This window comes from Enterococcus phoeniculicola ATCC BAA-412 (assembly GCF_000407505.1).
GTDB lineage: Bacteria > Bacillota > Bacilli > Lactobacillales > Enterococcaceae > Enterococcus_K > Enterococcus_K phoeniculicola.
Window position 1 is genome coordinate 392,696 of sequence record NZ_ASWE01000004.1, and the last position, 17,501, is coordinate 410,196.

Annotated in this window: 11 protein-coding genes; 9 read left to right on the forward strand and 2 right to left on the reverse strand. The window is 36.7% G+C overall.

The annotated features are described in order from the left end of the window. Window positions 1–12 precede the first annotated feature (12 nt). From I589_RS15835 to I589_RS15855, 5 genes are all read left to right on the forward strand, one after another. The gene (locus tag I589_RS15835; protein ID WP_010767316.1) at window positions 13–813 is read left to right on the forward strand and encodes a phosphatidate cytidylyltransferase; all 801 of its coding nucleotides are present in this window, start codon (window positions 13–15) and stop codon (window positions 811–813) included. Between the two features lie 428 nt (window positions 814–1,241). Further along, window positions 1,242–2,510, forward strand: coding sequence for an RIP metalloprotease RseP (rseP, locus tag I589_RS15840; RefSeq protein ID WP_010767317.1), 1,269 nt, complete (start codon window positions 1,242–1,244; stop codon window positions 2,508–2,510). An 83-nt stretch (window positions 2,511–2,593) separates the two neighbouring features. Further along, entirely contained in the window at window positions 2,594–4,303 is a 1,710-nt protein-coding gene (locus I589_RS15845) for a proline--tRNA ligase (RefSeq protein ID WP_010767318.1), read from the forward strand. Window positions 4,304–4,666: 363 nt separating this feature from the next. Beyond that, complete coding sequence (locus I589_RS15850) at window positions 4,667–9,019, forward strand: PolC-type DNA polymerase III (protein WP_034685512.1); 4,353 nt, start codon at window positions 4,667–4,669, stop codon at window positions 9,017–9,019. A gap of 350 nt (window positions 9,020–9,369) precedes the next feature. Then, window positions 9,370–10,233 (forward strand): ROK family protein, encoded by an 864-nt coding sequence (locus I589_RS15855; RefSeq protein ID WP_010767320.1) that lies wholly within the window; start codon window positions 9,370–9,372, stop codon window positions 10,231–10,233. Between the two features lie 125 nt (window positions 10,234–10,358). Here the strand turns inward: I589_RS15855 and I589_RS15860 are convergent, their stop codons facing one another. After that, window positions 10,359–10,832 carry a hypothetical protein gene (locus I589_RS15860; protein WP_010767321.1) on the reverse strand — a complete coding sequence of 158 codons (474 nt, stop codon included), beginning with the start codon at window positions 10,830–10,832 and terminating at the stop codon, window positions 10,359–10,361. A gap of 27 nt (window positions 10,833–10,859) precedes the next feature. Continuing rightward, a complete protein-coding gene (locus I589_RS15865) occupies window positions 10,860–12,731 on the reverse strand; it encodes a beta-N-acetylhexosaminidase (protein ID WP_010767322.1) in 1,872 nt (623 codons plus the stop codon). Between the two features lie 247 nt (window positions 12,732–12,978). On the opposite strand from I589_RS15865, the gene I589_RS15870 reads away from it, so the two are divergent. The 4 genes from I589_RS15870 (at window position 12,979) to I589_RS15885 (ending at window position 17,388) form a co-directional block, all read left to right on the forward strand. After that, window positions 12,979–13,923 (forward strand): ABC transporter permease, encoded by a 945-nt coding sequence (locus I589_RS15870; RefSeq protein WP_010767323.1) that lies wholly within the window; start codon window positions 12,979–12,981, stop codon window positions 13,921–13,923. A gap of 10 nt (window positions 13,924–13,933) precedes the next feature. Beyond that, complete coding sequence (locus I589_RS15875) at window positions 13,934–14,848, forward strand: carbohydrate ABC transporter permease (RefSeq protein WP_010767324.1); 915 nt, start codon at window positions 13,934–13,936, stop codon at window positions 14,846–14,848. Window positions 14,849–14,896: 48 nt separating this feature from the next. Beyond that, window positions 14,897–16,537 carry an extracellular solute-binding protein gene (locus I589_RS15880; RefSeq protein ID WP_010767325.1) on the forward strand — a complete coding sequence of 547 codons (1,641 nt, stop codon included), beginning with the start codon at window positions 14,897–14,899 and terminating at the stop codon, window positions 16,535–16,537. A gap of 230 nt (window positions 16,538–16,767) precedes the next feature. Continuing rightward, window positions 16,768–17,388, forward strand: coding sequence for a YesL family protein (locus tag I589_RS15885; protein WP_010767326.1), 621 nt, complete (start codon window positions 16,768–16,770; stop codon window positions 17,386–17,388). Window positions 17,389–17,501 lie beyond the last annotated feature (113 nt).

The following is a 17,501-nucleotide window of genomic DNA, read 5'->3' on the forward strand; positions in this document are numbered from 1 at the left end:
GGAGGAACATGCGTGAGACAACGAGTAATTACTGCAGTAGTTGCACTAATCTTATTTATCCCAATTATTTGGGCTGGAGGGTTAGTTTTACAGCTTTCTGCTGCTGTGTTGGCGGTTGTAGGGGTATATGAATTATTTCGAATGAAGGGATTAACGATTGCAAGTTTAGAAGGGGTTTTAGCTTCCATCGGTGCAGTTATTTTAGTTTTACCCGTGAATGACTTGCTTAAGTTTTTGCCTGAAAAAACAAACAGCTTTCTTTTATATTATTTGATTGTGTTAATTATTCTAGGGATTTGTGTATTTTCAAAAAATACGTATTCTATTGATGAAGCAGGTTTTCCAGTCATTGTCAGTTTGTATGTTGGTGTCGGCTTCCAAAATTTTGTGAATGCACGGATAGCAGGACTTGAAGTTTTATTATTTGCTCTTTTTATTGTATGGGCAACAGATATTGGAGCGTATATGGTAGGTAGAAAATATGGTCGTAGAAAACTTTGGCCGGAAGTTTCACCAAACAAAACCATTGAAGGCGCACTTGGAGGAATTGCAAGTGCATTAGTCGTTGCTCTTATTTATCTATTTGTTTATCCTGGAGCAGATTTTTTCAGCTATAGTAGTGTAGTCATGTTGGGATTAACCATTATCTTTTCAATTGTAGGTCAGTTTGGTGACTTAGTTGAATCCTCTATCAAAAGACATTACGGTGTAAAGGATTCAGGAAATATTCTACCGGGACATGGAGGAATACTGGATCGTTTTGACAGTCTCTTATTCGTTTTTCCCGTGATGCATATTTTGGGAGTCTTTTAACTGAAAAATTTTAAAATTTGAAAGAAGTTACTTAACAAAGAATAGAAAGAAAATAGAGGAGGTCGGACAAATGCTCAGAAGTATTTGTTTCGGTCTTCTCTTTTCTAGTCAACCAGATGAAATAAAGGCAGTCTTCCATAGATAGTTAAGAAAAGAAATTCTGGTTTTAATTGAATAATTTCATTTTTGGGTAGAAATCAATAAATTTGCGTATTCTATATATGTGGACGAAAAAAAGAGAAAATAGTTGCTGTAAAAAAATAAAACAATTTACCATTTTTCAATAAAAGTGGGGAATTAAGTAACTATTTGGCGATTTTCACTGACTTATGATAAAATGAGTGGTGTTTTATATAGTAATTTCTAGAAAATTGATTTCATTCGTGAATACTTTAAAAAGAGAACTTTAAGAGAAGGAAGGAAAATAGATGAAGACAATTATTACATTTATTATTGTTTTTGGTGTATTAGTAATTGTCCACGAGTTTGGCCATTTCTTTTTTGCAAAGCGTTCAGGCATTCTAGTTCGTGAATTTGCAATTGGCATGGGACCCAAAATAGTGGCACATCAGGCAAAAGATGGAACAACCTATACCTTGCGACTACTCCCCATTGGCGGATATGTACGTATGGCAGGAATGGGGGAGGAAGAAACAGAGCTTCCACCAGGGTTACCACTCTCTGTGGAGTTAAATGAAGCGGGTGTCGTAACAAAAATAAATACGAGTAAAAAGATTCAATTAACAAATAGTATCCCCATGGAGTTAGTACGACATGACTTGGAAGACGAGCTGACCATTACCGGGTTTGTAAATGGAGATGAATCAGAGGCTGTCACGTATCCTGTATTACATGATGCAACAATTATTGAATCAGATGGTACAGAAGTACGGATTGCTCCCCGTGATGTCCAATTTCAATCAGCAAAACTCTGGCAAAGAATGCTTACTAATTTTGCCGGACCGATGAATAATTTCATTTTGGCTATTTTATTATTTGTTATTCTTGCATTTATGAATGGTGGGGTACCAATAAAAAACACGAACCATTTGGGAGAAGTATTGACTGGCGGAGTAGCCGAGCAAGCTGGGTTAAAGGAAAATGATGAAATTGTTTCGATCGATGGCAAAAATATTACTGACTGGAACGGACTTGCAACAGTGATTTCTGAAAATCCAGGGAAACAGATGAAATTTGTCATAAAGCGAAATGGTGAAACGATTGATAAGACCATTACACCAAAATCAGAAAAGTCAGGGAAACAAACAGTGGGAAAATTGGACATTGCGGTTCCTATGAAGACAAGTTTGACGGATAAAGTTTTTGGCGGAATTACACAGGCATTGGATAGCTCATTGGCAATTTTTAAAGCATTGGGTTCCTTGTTTACAGGCTTTAGTCTGAATAAACTAGGGGGACCGGTTATGATGTTTCAAATGTCATCACAGGCAGCAAATGAAGGTGTGACAACGGTAATCGCTCTTATGGCCATGCTTTCGATGAACTTAGGGATTATCAACTTATTACCTATTCCTGCGTTAGATGGCGGAAAATTAGTATTGAATATCTTTGAAGGCGTTCGTGGGAAACCACTTAGTCAAGAAAAGGAAGGAATTTTGACATTCATCGGTTTTGGGTTGCTGATGGTGTTGATGGTTCTAGTTACATGGAATGATATTCAACGATTCTTTTTTTAGCGTATAGATAAGCTGTACAGGTTTGTTAGGGGGAACTAATAAACAGGGATACACGAGAATGTGTATGAAAAAGGAGAAAAAGGATGAAACAATCAAAAATGCTAATTCCGACATTGCGTGAGGTACCAAGTGATGCGGAAAATCTGAGTCATAAAATGCTGTTGCGAGGCGGTTTTATTCGGCAAGTGTCAGCAGGTATTTATTCTTATTTACCGTTGGCTCATCGCGTTTTAAAAAAGTTAGAGTTCATTATACAAGAAGAACTAGCAAAGATAGATGCTATTGAGATGCTGATGCCAGGACTTCTTCCAGCAGAGCTTTGGGAAGAATCCGGTCGTTATGAAACTTATGGACCAAGTTTATATCATGTAAAAGATAGAAATCAACGTGCCCTTCTTCTTGCACCAACACATGAAGAAGCATTTACGGAGCTGATAAGAGATGAGGTAAGCTCATATAAACGGCTGCCAATCTCACTTTACCAGATACAAACAAAATACAGAGATGAGAAGAGACCTAGATTTGGTCTTCTTAGAACTAGAGAGTTCATCATGAAGGATGCCTATTCGTTTCATTCTAATGTCGAAAGCTTAGATAAGGTTTATAAAACATTTGAGCAAGCCTATATAGAAATTTTTAAACGCTGCGGATTAGATTTTCGAGTAGTAATTGGAGATGCAGGGGCAATGGGAGGAAAAGACTCAAAAGAGTTTATGGCTATTTCTGATATAGGAGAAGATACCATTTGTTATTCTTCTGAGACAGATTATGCTGCTAATCTTGAGATGGCAACAAGTCTGTATACTCCCAAAAAAGCACATGCGAAGATGAATGAATTAGAAAAGGTAGAAACACCTAATATAGAAACCGTTGAGGAAGTAGCTGAATTCTTCCAGGTAGATGTTCAACGAGTGGCTAAGACGTTATTATTCATGGCAGATGGTCAGCCAGTTCTGGCAATTGTTCGAGGTGATCATGAAGTTAATGAAGTGAAGCTTAAACATTTGTTGCAGGCTGAAACGTTGGAGAAAGCAACCGAGGATGAAGCACACGTGTATCTTCATTCAGATTTTGGTTCAATTGGTCCTATTGGTGTGTCAGATGAGATACGGGTAATTGCAGATTTGCATGTACAAGACATGGCTAATTTTATTGTTGGAGCAAATGAAGTAGGGCTCCACTACAATCAAGTCAATCTAGAGCGCGATTTCTCTCCTGAACTTTTTGAGGATATTCGCTATGTGCAAGAAGGTGATCCTTCTCCTTCTGGTAATGGTGTATTAGAGTTTACGAAAGGAATAGAAATTGGGCATATCTTTAAATTGGGTACACGTTATAGTGAAGCAATGGATGCCACTGTTCTTGATGAAGATGGAAAAGAAACTTTCGTAAAAATGGGCTGCTATGGTATTGGTGTGAGTCGCTTACTTGCAGCTATTGTGGAACAAAATGCAGATGAAGAGGGAATTCACTGGCCAAAGGGTATTGCTCCCTTTGATTTACATGTCGTACAAATGAATGTTACTGATGAGTATCAAACTCGCTTATCAGAAGAAGTGGAAACGATTATGTGTTCTGCTGGCTATGAAGTGTTAGTTGATGACCGGAATGAACGTGCAGGCGTAAAATTTGCGGATTCTGATTTGATTGGCTGTCCTATTCGAATCACTGTTGGAAAAAAAGCAGTTGATGGAGTAGTTGAAGTAAAAATTAAAAAATCAGGTGCTATGCTTGAAGTTAGAAAAGAAGAGCTTGTAAATACACTTGAGATTTTGTTAAATTCAGAAGAATAAGAACAGTAACTCATTACTAGAATAAACGAAAGAGAAAGAATCCGGGACATCACAAATGCCCGGATTTTTCTTTTGTCTGATTTTTGGAAAAGAATAAATTGAGTGAGTGGACTTACCTGTTTAGATTTTAAAATAAAGTTCCTCTATAATCCTCTGTTCTTTTCAGGATAGAAGCTGTTGTGCATTATTTATGCTAGTATTTAAAAAGTAGCGTCCGTTTAGAAAAGACATTTCTTTTTCAAAAGTTTTAATGAAACTTAAGAGAAAAAACGGTATACTTAATAGTGCTGAAAGAGTCTACTTAGTTAGTGAGGATATGAGACTGTGTAGATGAAAGTCGAAATAGAAAGGGTGGTTTTTTTCTTGTCAGAAAAACGTGGCTTATTTGAAAAGTTGGTAGAACAAATTCAACTAAATGAAGAAGAACGGAACAGTCCTTTGATAGTAAAGGGTGAGCTGGAGAAAGTAATCGTCCATCGCCAATCAAAAATTTGGGAATTCACGCTGAAATTTCCAACGATTTTACCTGCATTACTTTATCGTGCGATTACGCAAAAGACCGAACTAGCGTTTAAAGATATTGCAGGAATAAAGATAAATATACTTGCTGAAGATTCAAGCTTTGATGAAAGAATTTTACAGGACTATTGGAATGTTGCGCTACAGAATCATCAGTGTGACACGCCCTTAACCCAACAAGTGTTAAAAACACAAGTCCCTGTGATGAAGGATAGAAAAATTATTTTGTCTGTTGATAATGCAGCAGTTATTCCTTATTTAAAACAACAGGCTTTTCCATTGATTGAAGAGCTATATCAATCATTTGGTTTCTCCAAATTTCATATTGAACCGGAGATGGATGAAAAGCAAGCAGAAATCGTATTAAAGCAATTTGAAGAACGAAAGCAAGAACAAGAACAAGCATTTATGCAGCAAGCTGCTGAGAATATAGCAAATCATGAGCAGTTGAGAAAAGAGAAAAAAGAACAGGCACCTGCGCTGTCAGGACCTATTCAATTAGGAAGAAATATTCCCGCTGATGAGCCGATTACCCCTATGGCAAATATTGTGGAAGAAGAACGCCGTGTGACAATTGAAGGGTATGTATTTGATACCGAAGTACGTGAGCTTCGTTCAAAACGAAAAATTTTAATTGTGAAAATTACGGACTATACTTCATCATTCATTGTTAAGAAATTTTCAAATGGAGAAAAAGATGAACAGATTTTTGATGCAATCTCTAAAGGCAGCTGGTTAAAGGTACGCGGAAGCGTTCAAGAAGATACGTTTATGCGCGATTTGGTGATGAATGCACAGGATTTATTAGAAGTGAAGCATGCTCCTAGAAAAGATTATGCACCTGAAGGACAAAAACGTGTAGAGCTACATTTGCATAGTAATATGAGTACGATGGATGCGACGAACAACATAGGCGATTTTGTTGCACAGGCAGGAAAATGGGGGCATAAAGCGATTGCCATTACCGATCATGCCGGGGCTCAGTCTTTTCCCGATGCGCATAGTGCGGGGAAAAAAGCAGGCGTAAAAATTCTTTACGGTGTAGAAGCAAATGTAGTCGATGATGGAGTTCCTATTGCGTATAATGATGCGCACGTTTCTTTGAACGAAGGAACATATATTGTATTTGACGTGGAAACAACAGGACTATCGGCTGTATATGACACGATTATTGAATTGGCTGCAGTAAAGATGCATAAAGGAAACGTCATTGCTACCTTCGATGAATTTATCGATCCCGGGCATCCATTATCACATACGACGGTCAATTTGACAGGAATTACCGATGAGATGGTACGAGGTTCAAAATCAGAAGAAGAAGTACTAAGAATGTTTCTTGAGTTTACTGGTGATGATATTCTTGTTGCCCATAATGCCTCATTTGATATGGGCTTCTTAAATACGAGCTATGGAAAATACGGGATTCCAGAAGCACCAAACCCTGTGATTGATACACTGGAATTGGCTCGTTACCTGTATCCTCAATTTAAACGTTTTGGCTTGGGTGTCCTTTCGAAAAAATTTGGCGTGAGTCTTGAACAACATCACCGGGCCATTTATGATGCTGAAGCAACGGGCCATTTAGCTTGGATTTTCGTTAAAGAAGCGATGGAAAATCATGAAATGCTGTTTCACGATCAGCTAAATATGCACATTGGTGAAGGGGACTCTTATAAGCGGGCACGTCCTTTTCATGTAACGATATTAGCCCAAACACAAGCAGGATTAAAAAATCTGTTTAAGCTTATTTCTATGTCCAATGTGAATTATTTTGAGCGCGTGCCGAGAATCCCTCGTTCACAGCTTATCAAGCTAAGAGAAGGATTGCTTGTGGGCTCTGCTTGTGACAAGGGAGAAATCTTTGAGGCAATGATGCAAAAAGGGGTAGAAGAAGCAAAAAACAGAGCTAAGTTCTATGATTATATTGAAATTATGCCAAAAGCAGTATATGCTCCATTAATTGAGCAGGAACTCGTAAAAAACACAAAGGATTTGGAAGACATCATGAAAAATCTTGTGAAAATTGGTAAAGAGCTAGGAAAGATTGTTGTGGCTACTGGAAATGTCCATTATTTGAACGAAGAAGATGCCATTTATCGTAAAATTCTTATTAATTCAATGGGTGGTGCCAATCCGTTGAATCGTCACAGCTTGCCTGCTGTTCATTTTCGCACAACAGATGAAATGCTTACTGCGTTTCAATTCATGGGAGAAGAATTGGCGATGGAGTTAGTGGTTACAAACCCTAACAAGATTGCAGATATGTGTGAAGAAGTGATTCCAGTGAAAGATGATTTATATACACCGAAAATTCCTGGATCTGAACAAGAAATCACTGATTTAAGCTATAATCGAGCGAAAGAACTTTATGGTGATCCATTACCTGACATCGTTGAAAAACGATTGAAAAAAGAATTGGACAGTATCATTGGAAATGGGTTCTCTGTTATCTATCTTATTTCTCAAAAATTGGTTCATAAGAGTAATGAGGATGGCTATTTGGTAGGTTCGCGTGGATCTGTTGGTTCAAGTTTTGTCGCTACCATGACGGGAATCACAGAGGTCAATCCTCTTGCTCCTCATTATCATTGTCCAGAATGTAAATATTCTGAGTTCTATGAAGATGGATCTTATGGTTCAGGATTTGATATGCCGGAAAAAAAATGTCCGAATTGTGGTGCACGGTTGTTTAAAGACGGGCATGATATTCCCTTTGAAACATTCTTAGGGTTCCACGGAGATAAGGTACCCGATATCGATTTAAACTTCTCTGGGGACTATCAAGCGGAGGCTCATAACTATACAAAAGTACTGTTTGGAGAGGATTATGTTTTCCGTGCGGGAACAATAGGAACAGTTGCCGATAAGACCGCTTATGGATTCGTTAAGGGGTATGAGCGAGATAATAATTTACATTTTCGAGGAGCTGAGGTTGATCGTTTAGCCAAAGGAGCAACTGGGGTTAAACGGACGACAGGTCAGCATCCGGGAGGAATTATTGTTATTCCTGATTATATGGATGTCTATGACTTTACACCTATTCAATTTCCGGCAGACGATCAAAGTTCAGAGTGGAAAACCACTCACTTTGATTTCCATTCGATTCATGACAATATTTTGAAGCTGGATATTCTAGGTCATGATGATCCTACTGTTATTCGTATGCTACAGGATTTATCAGGAATTGAACCAAAAACAATTCCAACCGATGATCCCGAGGTAATGCGTATCTTTGCAGGACCAGAAGTATTAGGAGTAGAGCAGGATCAGATTTTTTCTAAGACAGGAACATTAGGAATTCCAGAATTTGGGACTCGGTTTGTTCGTGGAATGCTGGAAGAAACGCATCCATCAACGTTCGCTGAGCTTCTTCAGATATCAGGTTTGTCTCACGGAACCGACGTTTGGTTGGGTAACGCAGAAGAACTGATTCGACGTGGAGAAGCGAACCTCGCTCAAGTAATCGGTTGTCGGGATGACATCATGGTGTATTTGATTCATGCAGGACTTGATAGTGGAATGGCTTTTAAAATTATGGAAACCGTTCGTAAAGGACAATGGAATAAAATTCCAGATGATTTGAGAGATACGTATCTTGCAGCAATGAAAGAAAATAATGTGCCTGATTGGTACATTGATTCTTGTTCAAAAATTAAATACATGTTTCCTAAGGCCCATGCGGCAGCCTATGTTTTAATGGCGCTTCGTGTTGCTTACTTTAAAGTCTATTTTCCAATTCTCTATTATTGTGCGTATTTCTCTGTTCGTGCAGATGATTTTGATTTAGTGGCGATGTCTAAAGGAAAAGAAGCAGTCAAAGAACGGATGAAGGAAATTACCGATAAAGGAATGGATGCATCAACGAAGGAAAAAAATCTTTTAACTGTGCTTGAATTGGCAAATGAAATGATTGAACGTGGGTTTAACTTCGGCATGATTGATTTATACAAATCAGATGCAGAGAATTTTGTTATTGACGGCAACCGATTAATTGCACCATTTAGAGCGGTGCCAAGCTTAGGAGCCAACGTAGCAAAACAAATTGTTGAAGCACGAAAAGACGGTCCATTTTTATCAAAAGAAGATTTAGCTACTCGAGGAAAAGTATCCAAAACATTAATTGAGTACATGACTGAAAATGGTGTGTTAAAAGACTTACCAGATGAAAATCAGCTTTCTCTGTTTGATATGCTATAAAATAATCTGAATAATGGTTGAAAAGGCTAGAGCCGTTCTTCATGGTTGAGGAGTTCCTCAGCTAGAAGGATTGGCTCTAGCGTTTCTTTCTACATATAATCTTCATTTTATAAATAATAGAGAGAATTATAGATGAAAAATAGTTTTAAGAAAATGAATTATTGAGCTATCTGTAGTTAATAAAGGGTAATAATAGAATTCAAAAAAACTATTTTCCGCAACGAATAATATGATAGAATTATTGATGTAAGCTTAGCATTGTAAAGACGAAGGCAGACAGATGATTATTTAAATAGTCAGTTGGCTGTCTACTTTTTAATAAAATTAGACGTTTGATTGGAGGAAAAAGGATGGTTTGTTTAACAATTGATTTGGGAGAGTCTTATCTAAAGACGGCAATTTACACACAGATTACAAAGCAGTTAATTGAAAAAGAACAGTTTGATTCTCCAGATACTTGGGATAAGATGAAACGATTATTAGATGCTTGTATTAAGACGTATATAGAAAGCTATGATATCTCAGCCATTTCTTTTAGTTTACCTGGAACGATTCATCAAGAAACTGGCAAGATTGAAGGCCTTCAATCTTTAGAATATCTTGAAGAAATTGATTTTCGTGAGACTTTTACAAGCACGTATGAACTGCCGGTCTTTGTGGAAAGTCGTGTACGATGTGCTGGAGCCGCAGAGATTTCATTAGGAATGAAAGATGAGCATGTAAACGCACTGGTTCTCTTAGTAGATGAGGGAATATCAGGAGCTATCTATTATGAGGGAAATAATTATACAGGTATGCATCAGCGAGCAGGAGATTTTGGAAAAATACTTCTTGATGGAAAACGCGATTTAAATGAGTTATGCTCTCCTGTAGCAATGGCTAAAAGATACTCCAAAGATAGAAACCAAGAATTTACTGCAAAAGAAATTTTTCAACGTGCAGAAGATGGGGAAACAGAAGCAATCAGTTTTTATGAGGAGCTATTTTACTATATTGCTTTAGCTATATATAATTTTCAATACAGCTTTGATCCAGAATGGATTATTTTAAGTGGTGAGATCACACAGGAAGAGAAGATTTTTGAACCAATTAATCGCAAACTCATGGAGATTGTGAATGAAAATAAAAAAGGAGCAATCATTCCGCAAATCCGTCTTGCACATTTTCAAAGTGATGCCAGCTTAATCGGAGCTGGTGTGCTTGCGACAAAATAAAAAAGGGTCGAGAAGACCACTTAAATAAAAAGAACTAGGACCAATATCTATGGGGGGTATTCATCATGGATGTTGGTCCTAGTTGTGTCGTATATAAGAAATTTGGCTAATCATCCAGACAGACTTTAAATAAATTCTGTATTAGTAATCACCGTTTCTTGTATCAGCCATCGATTGCCTTTCTTAACAAACGTGTGATTTGCTTCAGCGATATGACTTTTGTAGTTGTTTTTTCCTAAATTTATCGTTTTTTGTAGTGTCTGTATCAGCATATGTGTCTTATCTTGTTTCTTTATTTCAAAGGATAATAATTCATTTTTAATATCGTATTCTTTAAAAAATTCATTCATTTCAACTCTTGTTTCTTTCCAATTGGAAGTAGGAATCGTGGAGAGATAAGCGTCAATATCTTTGTCATTAATCGCTTGTATATTTTTTTCCAGTGTAAGCAAAGTTTCTTTCGCTGCTTGTTCATCTGAAATATTTCCAGTGATAGTTAGTGTTTGAGTTTTAATGGTCTTTGTAGGAAACCCTAAAATCAGAAAAATGACAGAGAGACATAAGAACAAACAAATTAGAAGTTTATATATTTTTTTCATAAGTCGACACATCCTTATCTTATATAACTAAACATCGGATAACTTACTTGGACTGACAATTCCTTGATATAAGTTTCGACCAATGATTCCTTCCGGCATTTTGTAAGGACCGTCGAAGGGTAAAATTGTTTCAGCTAATTCAGGAATAGGTTCTCCAGCTTTCCATTGATTCAAACGCCAAGTAGTTGTTTTAAGTCTTGATATTAATCCACCATAGCGAATGTCAAGTATTTCCCAGCCAAAGGGTTTGTTAGATGTAAACCAGATTTTTTTATGAATACTGTGCAAATGATCAGTTAATTCAATAAGACAGACAGCTTCTTTTTCTAAAAGTGGAAGTAACTCTTTGGAATCTGTTTGATAAGCCTCTCGCAAACGGGGACCAAAAACAGCTTTTTTTGCTAATAATTTTGCAAGTGAGTAATAGAATGTGAATAAATCTGTTGTATTTTTTGTCACTGTACAATGTGCGAGTTTTTTTGCCAATTGTTCATAATGTCTATGCAAATGAAATGGAGAAATTGTTTGATCATAGAGACCGATGAGAGGGTCTTGATAGAAAATAAGCTTGCTTACAGCAGAAGCATGTGGATTGTTCTCAGAAACACCAGGTGTTTGATCAAATTGGTCTAACAAAAGAAAGCTTTCCATTGACTCATTTTGATAGAGTGAAAATTGCTTCTTTAACAAATCCATTGATACAGAACAATTGAATTGATGTTCAGCAAAAAGCTGTAGACCTAACAAAGCAGTATCAAAAGGAGTTTCTGCGCCGTCATCTCCCCATAAGGTTGCATAGACAGATTGGATATTCGCCTCTTTGCAGGCAGAAAGTCCAGCATTTGTCGTAGCAATCGTCTTTCCGTAGTTTGGAGCAATCCCGTTCCAAATCCAAATACCTCCGGCAAAATGAATAGGCTTTTTTAGTGTTTGATGTTTTTTCAGAAGCTGCAGATACTGTGCCTTCTCATGATGATAGTAGTCCCAATAAACCATTGAGACATCTGGCATCGCAGAAATAACCTCAGCGGTGATAATTGAGTGTTCATCATAATAATCGCCAGTCTTTGAACCGAGTCTAAAAAACATATCGCTCCACATTTCTGGCTTTAAGTTTAATTTATTCGTTATCTCTATGACTCTAGTTAAATGATCATTCATCAGCTTGAACCGATTTTGAAAACCATGCGCTTCCAGTGACTTTCCTAATCCCAATTGCTGTGCTTCGTCCATCCCAATATGAATATGTGAGGACCTGAAGGGTTTTGTTGCGGCTTTGATTGCTTTTTCTAAAAACTGATACGTTTTTTCTTCATTTACTAATAGTATTTCTTCTGTATCACGAATTTCTTGACTGAAATTCCATTTCAGAGGATTTTTCAAATGTCCGAGTACCTGAATTGCCGGAATTACCTCAATTCCCAAGTTATAGCCAAAATCATCTATTTCTTTTAACTCTTGATAGCTGTAAGCTCCCCTGAGATAACCAAAATAGGGATATTCTGGAATTTGATAGGTATCTTCCATATAAAGCAACAGTTGGTTTAAACCCAAGGTACTGCATGTTAAAAGAATTTGTTTTATTTTATCAATACTGTAGACGGCATTTCTAGAAAGATCTAACATAGGACCAATCTTTTTGAAATGAGGGACTTCTTCATAATCTGAAAGGTTCTCCCAGTCATTTAATAATCGAGTGAGCATTCTAAACAAATGTGCAGGTTCTGAGTAGAGTATCTGAATCTTTTTTTCTCTACGTATTACGTGTAAATTTCCTTCTTGTTGAATGAGTTTGATGGATTCTCCAGAAGATTCAATGGTAAATGATAATTTTTTCTGCAAAAGAATAAGCCCTTCTTGTACTGGTTGGATGTCCCCATAAAAAAATAGCGTTTTCATTTTTTTCTCCTCTCTAGTTCTTTCTTCCATTATAAAAATTGTAGAGAGAACAATCTACGCAGAGCGCAAATTCACATAGTGAAAGAAAATTTTACATAGTGCTGGGAAAGAGAAACGTCTTTTTTGTCACACAAACGTACCCGTAACTCTTACTATAGCTGGATTTTCTTGGTGAACAAAACTACATATTGAGTACCATTTAGATAATTTATAAAATGGAAGCGTTAACAAGAATGGAGGAGGAGTCATGGAGCTTGTATCGAACAAGCCAAAAGCGATAAGAGGAAAAGAAAGTAGAAAGAAGAAGTTTATTAGAAGCCGACAACTATACTTATTTATCCTTCCAGCTTTTTTGGTCATTTTTATTTTTTCATATATTCCAATGTATGGTGTATTGATTGCATTCAAAGATTTTGTTCCTAGCTTAGGTGTATGGGACAGTCCATGGGTTGGATTAAAACATTTTCAGAGATTTTTTGATTCTTATTATTTTTGGGATTTATTAAAGAATACATTAGGAATAAGTGTTTATTCCTTGATTGTTGGATTTCCATTGCCAATCATTCTTGCTTTAGCGCTGAATGAAGTAAAAGATGGACCATGGAAAAAATTTTCACAGACAATCACCTATGCACCCAATTTTATTTCGACTGTTGTCATGGTGGGGATGATTATTGCTTTTTTAAATCCTTCTACAGGAATTATCAATAATGCATTGAATTTTTTTGGTATAGATTCAATTTCATTTATGGAAAATCCAAGATGGTTTAAAACTGTCTACGTCTTATCAGGTGTTTGGCAAGGGACTGGTTGGGCGTCTGTCATTTACTTAGCGGCACTTGCTGGGGTAGATACGCAACTACACGAAGCAGCGATTGTTGATGGGGCAAGCAGACTCCAGAGAATCTGGCACATTAACTTGCCAACCATTCGACCAACGATGGTCATTTTATTGATTATGAATGTTGGTTCAATTATGAACTTAGGTTATGAAAAGATTCTGCTCATGCAAAATCCTCTAAATATGCAATCATCAAATGTGATTGCAACATTCGTCTATCAGCAAGGGCTGTTAGAAGCACAATATAGCTATGCTGCGGCAGTTGGGGTCTTTAATTCTGTGATTAATGCAATTTTGCTTATTGCAGTAAACAGAGTGGCTTCAAAATTGGGCGAATCAACTTTATTCTAAGGAGGAAAATATGAATAATCGACTAGTAAAAGACACAAAAACAGATAGACTATTTATGATATTTACTTACATTTTTGTTATTTTATCTGTATTGATTGTCTTATATCCACTAATCTATATAGTAAGCGCATCGATTAGTGATCCGCAAGCAGTGAATTCGGGGAAAATGTATCTGTTTCCTAAAGGAGTTACTTTGGAAGGATACAAAATCATTTTAGAAAACAACAGTATTTGGCGTGGTTATTTAAACACAATTTATTATACAGTGCTGGGAACAAGTATTAACTTACTGGTTACATTACCTGCAGCCTATGCTCTATCAAGAGCTGACTTTTATGGTCATAAGGTTTTTACCTCTTTTATGTTGGTCACGATGTTTGTGAGTGGAGGTTTAATTCCGAGTTATTTACTAATTAAAAATTTGGGTATGCTGAACACGGTATGGGCACTGGTCATCCCGGGAGCAGTTTCCGTTTATAACATTGTGGTTACAAGAACATTTTTTCAATCGACCATCCCTAGAGAAATGGAAGAAGCTGCAATCATTGACGGCTGTTCAGACTTTAAACTGTTTTGGACAATCATTTTACCTTTATCTACGCCAATTATTGCAGTTATGGCTTTGTTTTATGGCGTTGGGCACTGGAATGGCTTCTTTAGCTCATTAATTTATCTTTCTGATAAAACCATGTATCCACTTCAAATGGTTCTAAGAGAAATACTCGTGTTGCAGGATTTTAGTTCAAATGCGACGAATGGAAGTATGACAGGAGAAATGGCAGAATTAATGTTTAGTCGTCAACAATTATCTGCTGTAATCAAATATGGTGTCATGATTGTATCTACTTTGCCAATTATTATTATTTATCCGTTTTTACAAAAATATTTTGTAAAAGGAATGATGGTTGGCTCAGTTAAAGGATAGGAATAACGGGGGAACCCGTATTTATAAAAATAGGAAAGGGGAAAAATAATGAAGTTCAGAAAAAAATCAGTATTTTTAGTAGGCCTTATTACGTGTGGGTTATTACTTTCAGCGTGCGGGGGAGGGGAGACGAATAAAAAGAATGAAAAAAATGTAGAATTAGGAACAGTTGGTGAATTTCCAATTACTAAGGAAAAAACGACGATGTCAATGATGGGGCCTCATGTAGGAGAAATAGAATGGAAAGACATGGCATTTTTTAAAGATTATGCAAAGAAAACAAATATTGATTTTACTTTTACGACGCCTCCAATGGATGATTTTGGGACTAAATTAAATTTAGCATTTGCAAGTGGTGATCTGCCCGATGTCATCATTGGAACAAGCTCTGCGACTTTAACGCCTGCTATGGAGATGGATTATGGTGATCAAGGGATTCTAGTTGCACTAGAGGACATGATTGATGAAAATATGCCTAATTTAAAGAAATTATTGGACGCAGAGCCGGAGATTAAAAAGTCCATCACAACACCAGAGGGACATATTTATTCCTTACCGATGATTTCACGTGATTCAACAGCGATTTGGCCAAGAGGACCTGTATGGTATCGTGGGGACTGGCTAGAAAAACTTGGGATAAAAGAGTTACCGAAAACAACCGATGAATTTTATGACTTACTTGTTCGTTTCCGCGATGAAGATCCGAATGGAAATGGTAAGAAAGATGAGATCCCCTTAACTGATGTCAAAATGGACAGCACTAGACCTTGGATTATGGGTGCATTTGGAATGAAGGAACGAGGTATTCAAGAGGTAGACGGAAAAGTGGAATATACACCGATTACTGAAAACTATAAGGAATACTTGAAATATATGAATAAATTATATTCTGAAAAGCTATTGGATCAAGAAGTTTATAGCCAATCAGATGAACAAAAGAAAGCCAAGGGACAAAATAATCAAATTGGCTTGTTCCCAGATTGGTATTCATTCTTTACTACTGGAAAAACAGAAGAAGAAGCTATGAGCGATCCTATGTGGCAGCCATTAACTTCTCCTGTGTCAAAGACAGCGGTTGTTCCAGGAAGTCCACGATTATCACGTGGAACGTTTGCTATCACAAATAAGTGTGCCTCCCCAGAAGCAATGCTTCGTTGGGTTGATTACTTCTATAGTGAAGAAGGCTCATTTTACTTTAACAAAGGGCCTGAGGGTGCTTTTTGGGAATGGGCAAAAAATGATAAAGGGGACAAGGTTCGTGTATTTACAGATAAAGTGGACTTGGATGACTTAGAAAAAAGCAGATCAAAAGTTACGCCAAATTTTGGTATCACTGTTCCGACAATTGGACTGCCAACTACACCGGAAACCACTATTCTTAAGTCTGTAAATGATGTTCCAAATACAAGCTTTACTGATTTTATCACTAAAGAAACCGAGTCTAAAATTACGCCAAATGCACAAGTTCCATTTCCATTATTGTATTTGACAAAAGAAGAGACAGAGAAAACTCGTGATGCTGGAACGGATATGTCTACGTATGTAGAACAAATGGAAGCTAAATTTATTACAGGTGTAGAGCCGTTATCAAATTGGGATAATTATGTGAAAACACTTGAAGGCATGGGTGTAAAAGATTATGTGGCTGTTTATCAAACAGCATATGATCGATGGGCAGAATCAGAATAAGCAGCTAATAAGAGTGGCTGGGGCAGTGGAAGCCTTCAAAGCGATAGACAGAGTGTCTTAGCTGTTGATAAATTTCTTCTGTCCCGACCTCTTCTTGTTGCTGAGTTAGTTGAAAAAAATACTGGAAACGACCGACTTTGGAACTCGTTTGAGTAAAATTAATTTTTAAACATTCTTCATTATAGTTTATGACTGTATAGAAATGGGGTTAATTGGAAGAGGGGATTAAAATGGGAGACTTAAAAGGAATCATAAAAGGGAGTTATGTTATTGGAGAAATAGTGATACAGGCAATGAAGTATCAGATATTTTTTTTCTTATTTGTATTACGCGGAGGGATTTTATTTGGATTATTTCCCAGTATAGCAGCAGTTTCCCAAGGGATATATCAGCAAATCATTGAAGAAGAGTCTATTTCTCTGAAAAAATTTTCAACACATTATAAACAATATTTTAAAATAGGCAATCAACTTGGTTATACGGTATGCGGAGCACTTGTCTTTTTATGGATAGATTTAAGAATTTCTGCTACATACATTCAACTGCCTATTCTTCACTACTTTCTGCTTTTTTTATTCATCCTTTTTATGGGGGGAAGCCTATATATTTTTCCTTCTTTATGTCGTTATGAATTAACGTATCGTCAGTATATTCAGCGTAGCGGACTTTTGGTTTTCTGTAATTTAATAGAAACGATCGCAATTATTTTTGGCCTCTATTTATCTACCATTCTCATGGCATTCTTTCCGATTTTGCTCGTTGTTGCTTCAGTTGCTCTGTATGGATTCCCAATAGTGTGGTTTGGCATACAGTCAATGAAAAGAGCGGAAAGAAAGGCTGCTAAGTTATGAGGAAACCTTTGCTAGCTAAAATCAAATTCAAGAAAAAGAATTTTCAAAGATATATTTTATCTTATTTGTTAGTATTTTTGGTTCCTTTTTCTTTAATCTCTATTATTTGGTAT

What these genes read in the sequence shown, in the direction of transcription:
- I589_RS15880 (WP_010767325.1), top strand. Translation starts at nt 14,897, where the DNA reads ATGAAGTTCAGAAAAAAATCAGTATTTTTAGTAGGCCTTATTACGTGT.
- I589_RS15865 (WP_010767322.1), bottom strand. Translation starts at nt 12,731, where the DNA reads ATGAAAACGCTATTTTTTTATGGGGACATCCAACCAGTACAAGAAGGG.
- I589_RS15860 (WP_010767321.1), bottom strand. Translation starts at nt 10,832, where the DNA reads ATGAAAAAAATATATAAACTTCTAATTTGTTTGTTCTTATGTCTCTCT.
- I589_RS15855 (WP_010767320.1), top strand. Translation starts at nt 9,370, where the DNA reads ATGGTTTGTTTAACAATTGATTTGGGAGAGTCTTATCTAAAGACGGCA.
- I589_RS15875 (WP_010767324.1), top strand. Translation starts at nt 13,934, where the DNA reads ATGAATAATCGACTAGTAAAAGACACAAAAACAGATAGACTATTTATG.
- I589_RS15845 (WP_010767318.1), top strand. Translation starts at nt 2,594, where the DNA reads ATGAAACAATCAAAAATGCTAATTCCGACATTGCGTGAGGTACCAAGT.
- rseP (WP_010767317.1), top strand. Translation starts at nt 1,242, where the DNA reads ATGAAGACAATTATTACATTTATTATTGTTTTTGGTGTATTAGTAATT.
- I589_RS15885 (WP_010767326.1), top strand. Translation starts at nt 16,768, where the DNA reads ATGGGAGACTTAAAAGGAATCATAAAAGGGAGTTATGTTATTGGAGAA.
- I589_RS15870 (WP_010767323.1), top strand. Translation starts at nt 12,979, where the DNA reads ATGGAGCTTGTATCGAACAAGCCAAAAGCGATAAGAGGAAAAGAAAGT.